General features: G+C 32.9%; 12 protein-coding genes and 1 pseudogene. All 13 read left to right on the forward strand.

Annotated features, from left to right (window positions below):
* Nucleotides 1-157 precede the first annotated feature (157 nt).
* Nucleotides 158-1,174 (forward strand): UDP-glucose 4-epimerase GalE, encoded by a 1,017-nt coding sequence (gene galE / locus L0M85_RS05925; RefSeq protein ID WP_195612039.1) that lies wholly within the window; start codon nt 158-160, stop codon nt 1,172-1,174.
* Between the two features lie 144 nt (nt 1,175-1,318).
* Nucleotides 1,319-2,629: pseudogene (locus L0M85_RS05930) on the forward strand (DUF2142 domain-containing protein).
* Nucleotides 2,630-2,716: 87 nt separating this feature from the next.
* The gene (locus L0M85_RS05935; RefSeq protein ID WP_023023673.1) at nt 2,717-3,643 is read left to right on the forward strand and encodes a glycosyltransferase family 2 protein; all 927 of its coding nucleotides are present in this window, start codon (nt 2,717-2,719) and stop codon (nt 3,641-3,643) included.
* A 65-nt stretch (nt 3,644-3,708) separates the two neighbouring features.
* Nucleotides 3,709-4,560, forward strand: a complete 852-nt coding sequence (gene rfbD / locus L0M85_RS05940) for a dTDP-4-dehydrorhamnose reductase (protein ID WP_048789147.1) — start codon at nt 3,709-3,711, stop codon at nt 4,558-4,560.
* A gap of 59 nt (nt 4,561-4,619) precedes the next feature.
* Entirely contained in the window at nt 4,620-5,669 is a 1,050-nt protein-coding gene (locus L0M85_RS05945) for an acyltransferase family protein (RefSeq protein WP_048789146.1), read from the forward strand.
* Nucleotides 5,670-5,807: 138 nt separating this feature from the next.
* On the forward strand, nt 5,808-7,136 hold the full coding sequence (locus tag L0M85_RS05950; protein ID WP_048789145.1) for a transcriptional regulator: 1,329 nt from the start codon (nt 5,808-5,810) through the stop codon (nt 7,134-7,136).
* A complete protein-coding gene (locus L0M85_RS05955; RefSeq protein WP_238656664.1) occupies nt 7,136-8,128 on the forward strand; it encodes a glycosyltransferase family 8 protein in 993 nt (330 codons plus the stop codon). The genes L0M85_RS05950 and L0M85_RS05955 overlap by 1 nt, the downstream gene beginning before the upstream one ends.
* Before the next feature lie 28 nt (nt 8,129-8,156).
* Nucleotides 8,157-8,873: a glycosyltransferase family 2 protein gene (locus tag L0M85_RS05960; RefSeq protein ID WP_048789143.1), complete on the forward strand. Its 717-nt coding sequence runs from the start codon at nt 8,157-8,159 to the stop codon at nt 8,871-8,873.
* Nucleotides 8,873-9,229, forward strand: a complete 357-nt coding sequence (locus L0M85_RS05965; protein ID WP_048789142.1) for a DUF2304 domain-containing protein — start codon at nt 8,873-8,875, stop codon at nt 9,227-9,229. Before L0M85_RS05960 ends, L0M85_RS05965 begins: the two co-directional genes overlap by 1 nt.
* Nucleotides 9,219-9,995, forward strand: coding sequence for a glycosyltransferase family 2 protein (locus tag L0M85_RS05970; protein ID WP_125335863.1), 777 nt, complete (start codon nt 9,219-9,221; stop codon nt 9,993-9,995). Before L0M85_RS05965 ends, L0M85_RS05970 begins: the two co-directional genes overlap by 11 nt.
* A gap of 17 nt (nt 9,996-10,012) precedes the next feature.
* On the forward strand, nt 10,013-11,668 hold the full coding sequence (locus L0M85_RS05975; RefSeq protein WP_238656665.1) for a hypothetical protein: 1,656 nt from the start codon (nt 10,013-10,015) through the stop codon (nt 11,666-11,668).
* 202 nt (nt 11,669-11,870) lie between these two features.
* Nucleotides 11,871-14,822, forward strand: coding sequence for a rhamnan synthesis F family protein (locus L0M85_RS05980; protein WP_238656666.1), 2,952 nt, complete (start codon nt 11,871-11,873; stop codon nt 14,820-14,822).
* The gene (locus L0M85_RS05985) at nt 14,809-16,110 is read left to right on the forward strand and encodes a DUF2142 domain-containing protein (protein ID WP_023023656.1); all 1,302 of its coding nucleotides are present in this window, start codon (nt 14,809-14,811) and stop codon (nt 16,108-16,110) included. Before L0M85_RS05980 ends, L0M85_RS05985 begins: the two co-directional genes overlap by 14 nt.
* Nucleotides 16,111-16,112: the final 2 nt, after the last annotated feature.

Below are 16,112 nucleotides of genomic sequence, written 5' to 3' on the forward strand. Positions count from 1 at the left end.
ATTCTACAAAAGCTAAAGCAAGTTTTTACCGGTAAAAACCGGATTAAAACTTGCTTTTTTGTGTGAAAAGAAGAAAATTATTATAGGAAAAATTTTGAAAAATTTTTTTAATTGTGGGATAATGGAAAAAAGTTGATTCAGTCGGGAGATAGATTACATGCAGCATAAAATATTAGTAACTGGTGGAGCGGGTTTTATTGGTTCCCACACTATTATTGAATTGGTCAATGCAGGTCATGAAGTTGTGATTATAGACAATTTAGTAAATAGTAATGAGAAAAGTATACAAGAAGTAGAAAAAATCATTGGAAAATCGATAACTTTTTATCATGAAGATATTCGAAATAAATCAAAACTTCTAGAAATTTTTCTAAAAGAAAAACCGACTGGTGTGATCCATTTTGCTGCATTAAAAGCGGTTGGAGAATCAGTACAAATCCCACTCACTTATTATGAAAATAATATTAGTGGAACATTGACTTTACTTCAGGTCATGAAAGAAGTTCAATGTAAAAATATCATCTTTAGTTCATCAGCAACTGTTTATGGAGATCCACATACAGTTCCTATCTTGGAAGATTTTCCCTTATCTGTTACAAATCCATATGGTAGAACAAAACTTATGATTGAAGAAATCCTTCAGGATATTTACAAAGCGGATTCTACATGGAATATTGTATTGTTACGTTATTTCAATCCAATTGGGGCTCATGAAAGCGGGAATATTGGTGAAAATCCAAATGGTATTCCTAATAACCTATTACCATATGTAACACAAGTAGCAGTAGGAAAGTTAGAGTCTGTTAATGTATTTGGGAACGATTATCCAACACCTGATGGAACTGGTGTACGCGATTATATTCACGTAGTTGACCTGGCAAAAGGCCACGTTGCTGCTTTGAAAAAACTTTCCAACGACTCTGGGTTAAATATTTATAATCTGGGTACGGGTCGGGGCTACTCTGTATTAGAAATTATTCAAAATATGGAGAAGGTTGTAGGAAAAACAATTCCATTCAAGATTATTGATCGACGACCAGGGGATATCGCAACCTGTTATGCAAATCCATCCAAAGCACGTAAAGAACTAGGATGGAGTGCCCAATTTGATATTCATCGGATGTGCCAAGATGCTTGGAGATGGCAGAGTAAGCATCCAAATGGATATTGTTAGTCACAATTATTCTGATCGTATTTTGTATGGAGACATGGTTCTAGTAGGGAAGGAAAAGTATGAATAATAGGATTTATAAAGATTGAAAAGAGTAGGTACAAGTCAATATACTTGATTCAACTATACCTCATCTTCTTGATTGGTTTGCTATCTATATTTGTACGTTATCCAATGTCATGGTATGACGAACAAGTTCATTATGCTCGAGTTCTTACCTATTCGAATAATTTGAGTTCCAAAAGTGAGGGATATATTACTAAAAGCGAACAAGACTTTATTCATTTATCAATGACAATCATTTCTAAGTCATTAGCGCAGGAGAGTCAAAAGATAATAAGTATAGATTGGAAGAGTGACTTTAATAATCTAACAGATAGCAAAGAAAAAGTACTCACTAAGGATGGATCTACGGCAGCAGTGTATTCTCCTTTAGTATATTTCCCGTATATTATAACTGCTTGGACTTCGAAGTTACTTAACCTAAGTACTATCAATACATTTTTACTCTTAAGGTTAGTTGGATTTTTATCAGTTTTTTGGTTATTCTTATTAGCGATTCGAAAAATACCATTTGGGAAGGCGACTCTTTTAATCATCGGGTCCATCCCAACTGTAATTTTATCCTTTACAGCTATATCTGCTGATACGCTTACTTATGGCCTTATATTCCTATTTGTTTCATAAATTATAAGCTTATATCAAAAATTAGCTCTTAACAGTGAAATTAAAAAGAGGGAATTTGTTTCTTTAATCTTGTGCTCCATTCTAGTTGTCATGTCTAAAATGCCGGCATTAGCTATCCTAGCGCTTTACTTACCGTTAATTTACATTGGTGTTAAAAGGGTTATGTTATCAAAATCCCAGATTTATTTGTTAAGTGGAAGTTTAATTTACTGTGCCTTATTGACAGTTTTATGGTATTTGAATATCAAAAATATAAACGGGAATATAATTTACTATGGGGCAAAGAATATTGATCAAGGCAGACAGTTGAGTTTTATATTTGCTCATCCGTTAAAAGCGATGAAAACTTTTTTTGAAAGCATCATAAATTTTCCATATTTTGAATTCCAGTTAGGTTATTCCGATCTTTTAAAAATGATGCATGTTCCAATTACAATTTCATTCTTTTCTATATTTTGTATTTTTACTAGTTTTAGAATTCAAGAAAAAGATAGTATTGTGATTGAAAAATCATATCGCATGATTTATAATCTTTTCTCTAATTTGGTATTTTTAGGAATTTTATTATTAATTTTTATTTGCAGGTCACAGAAGTGGGGGCTGATGCAATTAATTGTGTTCAAGGGCGGTATTTCTTTTCTAATTTTACTGATTCCTTTTTCAAATGGTAAGAGTCAATTAGATGAAAAATCTGCAAGACGAATTCTATATTTATCATTACTCCCGTCTATCTACTATATTTTAATCATGTTTTATCAATTGAGAACATAATCATAATAGGATTGAAATAATAAAAAACTAGGGTTTATTCTAGTTTTTTGTTACAATAGAAGGTGAAGAAATCAAGGAGAGAGTTAAATGACCATATCAGTTGTAGTCCCATGTTTTAACGAAGAAGAATCGATTCCATTATTTTATGAAGAGATGGAACGAGTTCGGATCTCCATGGGAGAAGAATTTGAATATATTTTTATTAATGATGGGTCTTCTGATAAAACCTTAGATGTTTTACGTGAACTCAATCTCTTGAATCCTTGTGCCCATTATCTATCTTTTTCACGTAACTTTGGAAAGGAAGCTGCTTTATATGCTGGCCTTCAATATGCTACAGGAGATTATGTGACCGTTATGGATGTGGACCTACAAGATCCGCCAGAGTTATTGATTGAAATGAAGCAGAAATTGGATCAGCAGTCAAATCTGGACTGTGTCGGAACCCGTCGGGTGACCCGTGATGGGGAACCACCGATTCGTTCTTTCTTTGCACGGATGTTTTATAAATTGATCAATAAGATCAGCCAAGTGGAAATGGTCGACGGAGCGCGTGATTTCCGTTTGATGCGTCGTCCGATGGTCGATGCGATTCTCGAATTATCTGAGTATAATCGATTTTCTAAAGGGATTTTTGCTTGGGTTGGATTTGAGACTGAGTATTTAGAGTATAAAAATGTCGAGCGAGTGGCCGGAGAGACCTCTTGGAATTTTTGGTCTCTCTTCAAATATTCTATTGAGGGGATTGTTAATTTTTCAGACGCACCTTTAAATATTGCCTTTATCGGTGGACTTTTGTCATGGATTTTAGCTTTTATAATGATGGTCTTGATCGTAATTCGAACTCTAGTATTTGGAGATCCAACTTCTGGATGGCCCTCCCTCATGACTGTAATTCTCTTTCTTGGAGGATTCCAATTGCTAACCATTGGAATTTTGGGTAAATATATTGGTAAAATCTTTTTAGAAACTAAGAATCGACCAGTCTATGTCATCAAAGAGAAAAGCAAGTAAAAAGCAGAAAACTTCTGCTTTTTTTGCTATAATGATAGGGATAAAGCAATTGAAAGGAATCTACCATGATTTTAATTACAGGAGCAAATGGGCAACTTGGTACAGAGCTTCGCCATTTGTTGGATGAACGAAATGAAGAATATGTAGCCGTTGATGTGGCTGAAATGGATATCACAAATGCAGAAAAAGTAGACGAGGTATTCGCAGAAGTGAAGCCAACCCTAGTCTACCACTGTGCTGCCTATACAGCTGTCGATGCTGCTGAAGATGAAGGAAAAGAGTTGGACTATGCCATCAACGTGACTGGTACAGAGAATGTAGCAAAAGCGTCTGAAAAGCACGGGGCAACCTTGGTCTATATCTCAACGGACTACGTTTTTGATGGTGAAAAACCAGTTGGACAAGAATGGGAAGTAGACGATCAACCGGATCCACAGACAGAGTACGGTCGTACCAAGCGTATGGGAGAAGAGTTGGTTGAAAAGTATGTTTCTAACTTCTATATCATCCGTACAGCTTGGGTTTTCGGGAACTACGGTAAAAACTTTGTCTTCACCATGCAAAACCTTGCCAAGACTCACAAAACACTTACAGTCGTTAATGACCAACATGGTCGTCCAACCTGGACACGTACCCTTGCTGAATTCATGACATATTTGGCTGAAAACCGTAAGGAATATGGTTATTATCATTTGTCAAACGATGCAGCAGAAGATACAACTTGGTATGACTTTGCAGTTGAAATCCTCAAAGATATGGATGTAGAAGTGAAGCCAGTGGATTCCAGCCAATTCCCAGCTAAGGCGAAACGCCCACTTAACTCAACGATGAGCTTGGCAAAAGCGAAAGCAACAGGATTTGTCATTCCAACTTGGCAAGATGCCTTAAAAGAATTTTATAAACAAGAAGTGAAATAATTAAAATGGAAAGATGGTGCGAAACCATCTTTTCATTCGGTAATACAATAAGGGGATTTATGAAAGAGCGAAAACTAAATATAGATATACTAAAATGTATTGCAATAGTATTTGTAGTATCTGTGCATTTTTTTCTTCATACCAATTATTATGGTCGTTCCTATACTTATAAAAGTATATTTTTATCATCTTTTATTTGGATGATTTTTATGACCTGTGTTCCTATATTTATCATGACTACAGGTTATTTAATGAAAGATAAGACTTATAGTAAAACTTACTTTATAAAATTACTACCAGTAATTGGAATTTACTGTCTTGCTGCTTCTATCTATACTTTTTTCGACGTTAGAGTTATTAATATAGATTATCTTGGTAAGTTACTAGTAAATATATTTTCCTTTAGCCACTATGCATGGTATGTAAATATGTATATTGGGTTATATCTAATAATTCCATTTTTAAATGCAGGTTTCAAATCATTTAATAATCGTAGAAATCAAGCTATTGCATTAGGTGTTCTAGTATTATTAACTGTTATCCCGGCTACTCTTTCATTGTTTAATAACAATAAGCAAATTTTTATGATTTTATCGCACCTAATTCCTGATTATTGGAAAGGACTCTGGCCTATTACATATTATCTTGTTGGTGCTTTTATTGCTTCTTTTAAGAAGAGGTCGACCATTAAAGAACTTTTTGTAGTCATTTTAATTCTTGATGTATTAAGCGTTTTGGGATTATCAGCGATATCAGAATCTAGTTTTGGGATAGAATACGGTGTTCTTCCAGTATTTCTATTGTCTTCATTAATCTTTTATTCAGTTATTCAACTACGAGTCGATATTAAAAATGAGTGGCTACAAAAAGTTGTTTTATTTATCTCTAAGAACACTCTTCCTATTTATTTACTATCTGTGATAGGAGATTTATATTGGTATCCTAAAATAGTTGAGAAATGGGGAGATTTTGCAAGCATCTTACCAAAATTTCCTTTGATTGTTTTCTTTTTGTTATGTCAATCCATATTAATAACATACTTATTATTAAATGTTCTAAAATATATACAAACTTTATTTAACAATCTAACAATTAAAAGTAGTAAATAAAATGCTAATTGAAAAAAATCTATGTATATTCTTTATTAACAATGTAGTATCAAAGTATTTTTTTCGATATAACTATAAGCCTTCTCTCTTTAAAAATAGTATTATATAATGAAGAGAAAGTAATTTGTAGGAGAAATTATGATTTCAAAGGATAAAGTTTCGGTTAAAAGTAGTAGACTTAAAAAAATTAATATTTCAAATCAAGACTCATTAAATGTTTCTACAAAACAAAATTATGTTTGGAACTTATTTGGAACAGCTTCTTCGTCGTTAATTTCAGTTATACTGTTACTTTTTGCTTCAAGATTACTTGATTCACATAATTCAGATATTTTTAGTATTGCATATGCTTTGGGGCAACAATTTTTTGTTTTAGGATATTTCCAGATACGTAATATGCAATCTACTGATATTCAGGAAAAATATTCATTTAGGTCTTATCATAATACGCGGATTGTAACAATAATAATGATGATAATAGCTTCTGTTGGATATGTATTTATTCAGGGGTATGATTTTTATAAATCTGCAATAATATTACTGTTGGTATTATATCGTGCAATAGATGCTTATTCTGACGTTTTCCAAGGATACTTTCAGCAAAAAAATCGTTCTGATCTTGCAGGGAAAGTCCAATTTTATCGAAGTTGGATTTGTATAATAGTCTTTGGATTTAGTTTGTTACTGACGAAATCATTAATGATTTCTAGTATCGTTATCTGTTTGATAAATTTATTACTTACAGTTATCTTAGATTATAGAATTTCAATTAGGAATTTCAATACAAGTTTTTCCCCTTCATTAGCAAAAGATTTGAGTAGTATATTTTCTATTTTAAGAGAAGCATTTCCTTTATTTCTAAATGGTTTTTTAATTACCTACGTCTATAATGAAGCTAAGATTGATATTGATTTGCTTTTAACCCAGGGACATTTTTCCAATGGTATTCAGCGAGACTTTAATGTGTTGTTTATGCCTGTCTTTGTTTTATCCCTTTTATTTTTTATTTTAAGACCTTTGACGACGCAATTATCGATTTATTGGTATGAACAGAAATATGAGTTGTTTTTTAAGCAAATTCGTCTCTTGTTTGTTGTTATGACAGCTTTAGGGGTAATCATTATTGGTCTAGGTTATCTAATAGGTACAGAGATACTAGGTATAGTCTACGGAACATCCCTGGTAGAATATAAAGTGCCTTTTGCAATTCTTCTGGCGGGAGGTATTCTTAATGTGTTGGCACTTGTTATTGATATCGTTATGACAATTTTTAGAAAGCAGGCCTATCTTGTCATTGCATACATTGCTACCTTTATTGTGGCCAAATTTATCACAATACCATTTGTAAAGGGAGAAGGTATTTTGGGTGCATCATTGTCATTTTTTATTTCAATGATTATCTTTTTTAGCACTAGCATAATAATTTATATTTGGGTAAACAATAACGATAAAAGAAAGAGAAGTTAATGAATATTCTATTTACGTTAAATAACGCTTTTGTTCCTCAAGTTGCAACATGTATGTGTTCAATTTTTGAGAATAATAAATCAATGGATGAGATTAATATTTATTTACTAAATACCGATATATCTGAGGCTAATAAATCAAAACTACAAGAATTCACTAAACTTTATGGTCGTTCAGTTCATTTTATTACTCTACCTAATCTGAGGAGTCTGATAGATTTTGATTTTGATACAAATGGTTGGTCCCCAATTGTGTTATCACGCCTTTTAGTTGACAAGCTTTTACCAGAAGATATCGATAGAATTTTGTATTTAGATGGTGATACTTTGGTATTGGAGAGTCTGGAATCTCTTTGGAAATTAGATATGGGTAACCGTTCAATCGGAATGGGGCCGGAATCTACAGTTGACGCAGGACGAAGAGAATTTTTAGGTTTGGAAAAACAAATGTATTGTAACGCTGGGGTCCTACTTATTAATTTGGAGAAGTGGAGAGAGCGTAAACTCGGAGAGAAAGTTCTAGAATATTATAAAAAACATGATGGTAATCTTTTTGCTAACGATCAAGATGCAATTAATGGATCTTTAAAGGATGACATTTATGTTTTTTCTCCAAAATATAATTTCTTCAATATTTACTTCTTTTACCCTTATAAGGTGTTAAAAAAACTTTCTTTACCTGCTGAGTTTATTAGTAAAAAAGAGTTGCAAGAATCTATTAAAGAGCCAGTTATTGTTCATTATCTGGGAGAAGAACGTCCTTGGAGAAGGGGAAATACCCATAAACTAAGAAAGCAATATCTTTATTATTTTGAAAAGACACCTTGGTCTGAAACTCCTATGGAAACAGGTTGGGAATTATACTTTATTTGTTTTAGGACATTTAATATAATTATGAAACCTTTTCCAATGTTGAGATATAAGATTATTAACTCGCTGATACCGGCATTTATGAAATACCGAAAAAAACAGCTCAAAAAAAATAAAAGATAGACGTTAAAAACAGAAAGAATTAGAATACATGAAAGTATTAATGATAATTCCTGCCTACAATGAGGAGGAAAGTATTTTCGATACGGTAACGAGCATCTTGAATTACCGCAAGAAGGTTGATTTTGATTTGGACTATGTGGTTATCAATGATGGATCAACAGATATGACAAAACAAATTCTTGAAGAGAACCATTTTAATGCTGTTCATCTCGTGATGAATCTTGGAATCGGTGGTGCGGTTCAAACAGGATATAAATATGCACTGGCGCATGATTACGATGTTGCTGTTCAGTTTGATGGTGATGGTCAGCATGATATCGAATCCCTGTCAGATTTGCTAGAACCAATTAGAAAAAACGAAGCAGACTTAGTTATTGGATCTCGTTTTGTTGGTGATGTTAAATCAGAATTTCAGACAACTTTTATGAGACGCTTTGGTATAGGAGTTATTTCTAACTTGATTAAGTGGACAACAGGTCAAAGGGTCTTAGATACAACTTCGGGATATCGATTAGCTGACAAAGTTGTGATCAAACAATTTGCTAGACGTTACCCAATCAAGTATCCAGAACCTGAAACAATTGTTCATATTTTGAAACGTAAATATAAAGTTGTGGAAAAACCTGCTAATATGTTTGAACGGACAGGTGGCGTATCCTCAATCACCCCTATCAAGTCTATTCGTTACATGCTTGAAGTATGTTCATCAATTTTAATCGCAGCCTTTATGAGGGAGAGTGAATAATGTCAGTATTATCTATTGTTATGTTGGTAGCTTCAATCTTTTTCCTTTATCTAGTCATCAGAAATATCAACAAAAATAATATCCTATTTGAACAGGCATTCATGTGGATTGTAATCAGTTTTTTCATGATTATTATTTCCATTTTCGATGTCATTCCTGATTATTTTGCTAGATTACTTGGGTTTGAATTGACATCGAATTTTTTACTATCGCTAGCTATATTTTTCCTTTTAGTTATTTCTTTTTTACAAACTATGACCTTATCGAAACAGAAAGAGAAGATGAAACATTTGGTTCAAGAGTTGTCTATTTTAAAAAGCCATATAGAAATGAAAGAGGAGAAGAATGAAAGATAATCACACCTGGGTGATTTGTGCATATGGAGAAAGCGAATACTTAGAAGCCTGTATTCAATCCTTGAAGAAACAAACCCTCCAATCACAGATTATCTGTTACAGTTCAACACCACTGAATTCGATACAGGAACTTTGTCAGCGTTATGATATTCCTTTTTATACGAAGCAAGGTGGAGGAATTGGCAAGGATTGGAACAATGCTATGTCTTTTGTAGAGACAAAGTTTGCTACCATTGCACATCAAGACGATTATTATGAGCCAGAGTATGCTGAGAAAGTTTTGGCTAAGATGGAAAAGCATACGGATGTACTAATTGGGTATTCTGATTATTTTGAAGAAAAAGATGGCCATAGAATTCCTGCGAATACAAATCTGAAGATTAAGTCATTAATGTTAAAAACCATGAATCTTTTTCCAGCAAGTCATTTCTGGCGTAACCGTGTGATGGCCTTTGGAAATCCGATTTGTTGTCCAGCAGTTACTTATAATCGAGAAAATTTGAAGAATTTTTATTTTGATGAAGCAATGAGGGTGAGTTTAGATTGGTACGCATGGTATAAGATTAGTGAGTATAATGGTCGTTTTGCTTATGTATCTGACAAACTTATGTGCCACCGTATCCATGAAGAGTCTGAAACATCAAAAACCATCGCTGACAATACTCGTAGTAAAGAAGACCTATACATGTACCAACTCTTCTGGCCTAATTGGATCGCCAAGTTGCTAATGAGACAATATGTGAAGAGTCAAAAGACGAATAATTGATGGAGAAATAAAAATAGATGAAAAATAATATCGTTAATAGAGTCAAACCTTATTTGATCATGATAGTGTTTTCACTTGTTTTTATTTTTCCTTTTTTGTTTTCAAAAGGAAGTTTATATGGTGATAATTTACATTTTCACTTGGATAGAATGCTAGGCTTGTCAAATATTTTTGATAGTCCAATTAATTTTAAAACATTCTACAATAGTGGTCAGGGGATTAATTTCTTTTACCCATTTTTAATCTACTATCCTTTTTATATAATTTTTAGTTTTGTTCATAGTATATGGTTTTCGTGGTACATTTATCTGTTTATCATAACATTTATAACATTATCTATTTCTTTTTACTCAGCAACTAGTGTTTCAAATTCAAAAATTGTCGGTTACTTATTTGCAATTATATATACATTTAGTACATATCGTAGTTATAATATTCTAATTAGGTTTGCCACAGGTGAAATTTTAGCTATGGCGTTTTTACCCCTGATATTTGCAGGAGCATACCAAGTTTTTAAAGGTGATTATAAAAAATGGCCGATGCTATCTATTGGTATGACTTTGCTTGTTTACTCTCATTTATTATCTGTTTTTATAGCTACCTTTTTACTTACAATTTTCCTTTTCATTTTTTTGATTTGTGCTGATGAGAGAAAAAAGCGAATAATTGCTCTTATAAATTCAGTATTATCTTGTACTTTGATGTCATTATTTCAAATAGTTCCTCTGATTGAACAAATTCTATTTACGAAGTTGTCTTCCCCAGTTACTTTTCCATTAAATAATCAACTGTTTAATTTTAAACAGTTGATTATGGTTAACTTAGCCAATCAATTAGATAAGCAAGTTGGGCTTGTTCTTTTTATTTCTGTAGTGGTTATCTGTATTAGATTTCGATATATAGAAAAAATGTGGCGTATACTTTTTGTAATTAGCTTATGTTTACTTTTAGTTACTACTTGTTTAGTGAATTGGGAGAAATTCCCTTTAGCCTTGCTCAAAGTAATACAATTTCCGTGGCGTTTAAATGGCTTTACAACAGTATTTTTATCTTATTTATTAGCTGTTGTTCTTTTAAAATTAAAGAAATATATTTATGTTTCGTTTATTATTCTAGCCATATTTATGAATACTTTTAGTGTGATGAAGACATGTAACTTTCTTGCTGAAGAGCCAGTTAAAGTTGCTTTTAGAGAATTATCAAAGAGGAATGATTATTATAAATTAACACATTCTGTGTTTGTTCCGGATTATACAAATGAAATAAGTGAAGGAACTAAAACAAATATTATGCCAGAGGATCCAAGGTGGAGAGTTGTTCAACACGAAATCTATCTAGGTAAACAGTTGGTTAATAGTGAACAGAGTATTTATTCAGCTAGTACCGCTACCTTCCAGTTTACTAATAGTCAAAACAAAACAGAAATAGCTTACCTTCCAGTTTATTATTATAAAGGTCAAAAAGTATATTTAGATGGTCAAAAAGTATTGAGTTCGTTAAGTGAATGGTCTTCGACTGCTGTAGAAGTCCCACCGGGAACTCATATCTTAAGAGTGACTTATTCCTATACTTTGTTAGCTAAACTTTCATTTATTATTTCACTATTGTCGACATTTATATTTTTATTAATTTATATAAGGACTAAAACAAAAAAATATTTTATAAATGAATGACACAGAAAATCAATATAAAGCAGAATCGATCTGCTTTTTTTACTCAATATTAAGAGGACTTTTTCTTTTTTGAATAAACTATAGTATAATTAAAGTAGTATGCACTTTCAAAGATTAATCTAACTAATAATCTTTGAAGCTTAGTAATATTAGTAATTATCAGATACTAATTGAAATTTTATTAAACAAACTGGATGGAAAAATGAATGATTTAATATCAGTAGTTGTAACATGTTACAACCATGAAAATTATATTGAACAATGTTTGCGAAGCATTTTTAACCAAACCTATCGAAACATTGAATTAATTGTTCTTGATGATGGTTCGACAGACAGTTCTAACCAAATTATCCAAGAGGTTTTGAAGGAATCACCTTTTGAGACAAGATTTGAAACTCATGAAAATCTTGGGGTAGTAAAGAATCGAAATTTAGGACTCGAGCTTATTCGAAGTGATTACTTGCTATTTGTAGATAGTGATAATTACCTTGATGAAGATTATGTGGAACAGTTGTACAGTAAGTTGGTGGAAACAAATGCTGACATCGTTTACTGTGATCTTTTTAACCCAGAAAAAGAAGAGTTCTACCTCAAAAGCCGTGAATTTGACCTAATTGCATTTCTAAATGCTAGTTTTATTGATAACTGTTCTTTGATTCGTAGAAGTATTATTGGAAAAGCTTGTTATGATGAGAAGTTAAATCGAAAAAAGCTTGAAGATTATGACTTCTTATTGAACTTGATTATTAATAACGGTGCTAAAGCAATTTATAAGCCAAATACTAAGCTTAATTATCGTGTCTTTGAAACAGGATCAATTTCTGGACGTGACTCCGTTCGCTACCATTATGAAATCTATCTTGACATTCTAGAGAAATATCTTGATAAGATTCCTCATGAAATATACAAAGCAGTTTGTGATAACCTCATGGTTTTGGAAGAGCGGTTGGATAGCTTGATTAAACATCACGATGAAGTAACAGACTATGTTAACCGCTTGAAAAAAGAACGTGATCAACTTGAACGAAGAAAATATACGCAGTCTAAACAACTGAAAGACGCTCAAGAAGAAATTGAGCTTATCCGAAGTTCGCTGTCATATCGTTTGGGGAACGCCCTTATTACTCCAATCAAGACAGTAGGAGTAATTGCTAAGAATCCCAAAGCTATTAAAGGTTATTTGAGAGCTTTAAAAGTCAAAGTTGTGCAGCTACGTCGTCGTATGACACCACTTAAGGTTCGTCAGTTACGCCGTCTTAGAAATAGTCAACGCTCTGCCTTATCATATAATGGTAAAAAAGTGCTGGTTTATGTTATTTTTGAGTCTGAAGCTCGTCTTCAAGAATATAAATTACGTTTCTTGCAAGCCCTGTCTCCATTAGTAGATGATGTTATTATTGTTGTGAATGGCCACCTTCATGAAGATGACATCAATACTCTCGATACTTATGGTCGAGTTTTAACTCGTGACAATAAAGGATACGACACTGCAGCCTTTAGAGAAGGAATTTTTGCCTTTGGTAAGGACAAGCTTAAGGATTACGACCAGCTCCTCTTGGTGAATGATACCAATATTGGTCCGATGAGAGATTTGTCTCAAGTATTCAAGGAAATGGCTGATAAGCAACTAGATTTCTGGGGGATTTCCTTTGGCGAAGAACAAGAAGATGTTACTAAGGAGAATCCTTATGGTTATATTCCTAAACATCTTCAATCTTATTTCTTAGTTATTGAAAAGCTTATGCTAAATGATGATGCCTTTTATGAGTACTGGACGCATTTGACGGATACAGATTCTCGTGATAAGGCGATTGGTCGACATGAGACACGTTTTACCAAGCATTTTGCTGATTTGGGTTATCGTTTCGATGCGGTCGTGCAAGAATACGAAGATTCTGCCATGTATATTCACCCACTTAAGATGCTCAAAGCAGGTAGCCCTTTGGTGAAATACACAGCTCTGAAAAATTATGATGAAGACCAGTTCTTGTGGCAAGGTCTGGATCGTGATTCAGAAGTCCCTGACTTGTTGGACTTTGTTGCAGAAAAAACGGATTACCCTGTGGCAATCTTGGAAGATATTGTAAATAAATTTAAGACTGTTCCACGTGATCAATATATTCTATTGATTGATGGGGTTGAAAATATTATTCCGCAATGTACCCGTTATCGTGTCTTGAACAAGGCAGAACAATTACGCAAACATGGCTTTGCAGTCAAAGTTGTTAACCTATCTGATTTCCAATTATCGGTGGCTCAAAATGCTAGTCACATCATTATCTACCGTTCCCCAATATCACCTGAACTTTTGCGTCTCTGTCATTTGGCTAAGGAATATGGAAAACCTGTCTTCTTTGATATTGATGATTTAGTCTTTGATACGGTTTATACAGATCAATTGAGTTATACGCAGGGGTTGAATTCGGTTGAAAAAGGAAACTATGATGCAGGTGTTCGAAATTATGGCTATATGCTAGAAAACTGTGATGGTGCCATTACTTCAACTAACCAGTTGCAGGAGGAGTTGTATAAGTACCAAAGTAAGGTTTTACTTAATCGTAACTTGGCTTCTGATGAATTAATCGCTATTAGTAGTCAATATATCAAAGATTACTCTCAAACATCTAATATTGTTAAGATTGGTTATTTCTCTGGTTCAATTAGTCATAATGAGAATTTTGAATTGATTAAACCAGCTATTAAGCAACTGCTTACAAAATATAGCAATGTCCAATTACATATTGTCGGGATTCTCGATATCCCTCAGGATATGAAGCCCTTTGAAAATCAAATTGTAACTCACGATTATGTGGACTGGGATAAATTGCCTGCCTTGATTAGTGAGGTTGATATTAACCTAGCACCGCTTGTAGATTCTATCTTTAACCGTGCGAAGTCAGAGATTAAGTGGATTGAAGCTGCCTTGGTGAAGGTACCAACAGTAGCAAGCAAGATAGGAGCTTTCTCAGATACGGTTGTTGATGGTGAAACAGGATTGTTGGCTACTGATGAACAGTGGTTCGACAAGCTTGAAGACTTGGTTTTATCTCCAGAATTAAGACAGAAAATTGCAGATGCTGCTTATCGGGCTGTTCTTGAAAACTGTACCTTAAGCAAGAAAGATGATATGGTGACTTATTTTGAACAAAAATAAACAAATAAAAGTTGAAAATTTATTTTTCATCTTAGCAACGATTTTTATTTTTTCATTTATGTTAGTATTTCCAATTAATCGTGTGCCAGACGAAACAAACCACGCGCGTATGACTTGGGAAACTGTCCACAAACCAACTCTACAGTCCTTTAAATGGATGAACGAGATTTCGAGTGATGCTCATGTAAACCCTACTGACTATGAAAAGGTTCTTAATAAAAAACTTGATATGGAAAAAGAACCGTATCAAGTCACTCTAAACCTTAAATCTCTTTCCTTCCTTCCTCAGTTGGTTGGTATGACATTGGGAAGTTTGATAAAGCCAACAGTAGGCATGATAATCTATATGGGCAGAATTTTTAATGCCTTAGCTTATATTATAGGTGTTTTTTGTTTAATTAAATATTTTAAATATGGTAAACTAGCTCTATTCTTTATTTCGTTACAACCAATAATGGTTCAACAAGCATCTTCTTTATCTTATGATGTAATGAATTATTTAGAAATCATGCTAGCAATCGGTTTTATAACGAATCTAGCATACAAAAAGACTTTTTCAAATAAAGATGGATTTTTATTAGTACCTATATCGTTATTGCTTTTAGCTACTAAACCAAATAACTTTTTATTACTATGTCTTATTCCGTTTATACCATTAAATTTTGAAGGTGTCTTTAGTTTTTTAAATACGCCCTTAAGAGTGATTAAACAGACTATTTCAAAATTTAAGTATGTGTTTTATTTAGTTCTATTACTTGCAATCTTCGCTGTTCTATATTATTTAATGAGAGATAACGGTGGAGTAATCCACTACATTCGAGTGTTGTCGAATACATTATTAAAACAACATATGAACGGTGACCTAAATACTATTTTGACAATAGGTATGTTTGGTTATTTTGGGAATTTCACTATTCAGCTTCCATTATGGCTTATTTTTGTAAATATTTGCGTATTATTTCTTATATTTTTATCAAGCGAAGAATACTTCTTCACTAAAGATTTTGCAACGGTCTCTTCATTATTGTTTCCAATACAAGTGCTTGCCACTGTAACGGTCATGTATCTACAATGGACACCTATAGTGTTAGGAAAAGGGGCGAATATTTCTGTTGGAAGCCAGGGGAGATATTTCACTCCATTTCTCATCTTATTTTTGCCCATAATTGCAAATTTAGGTAACCTTAAAATGAAACAGCATAAGTTGCTAACTATTACTGTAGTTACCTTATTATTCAATTATCTGATTTCTCTTTACTTATTAATTCCATTTTATTGGGTATTTTAGGA

Origin of the sequence: Streptococcus sp. DFI.7.26 (assembly GCF_022240605.1) — a bacterium.
Taxonomy (GTDB): Bacteria; Bacillota; Bacilli; order Lactobacillales; family Streptococcaceae; genus Streptococcus; species Streptococcus xiaochunlingii.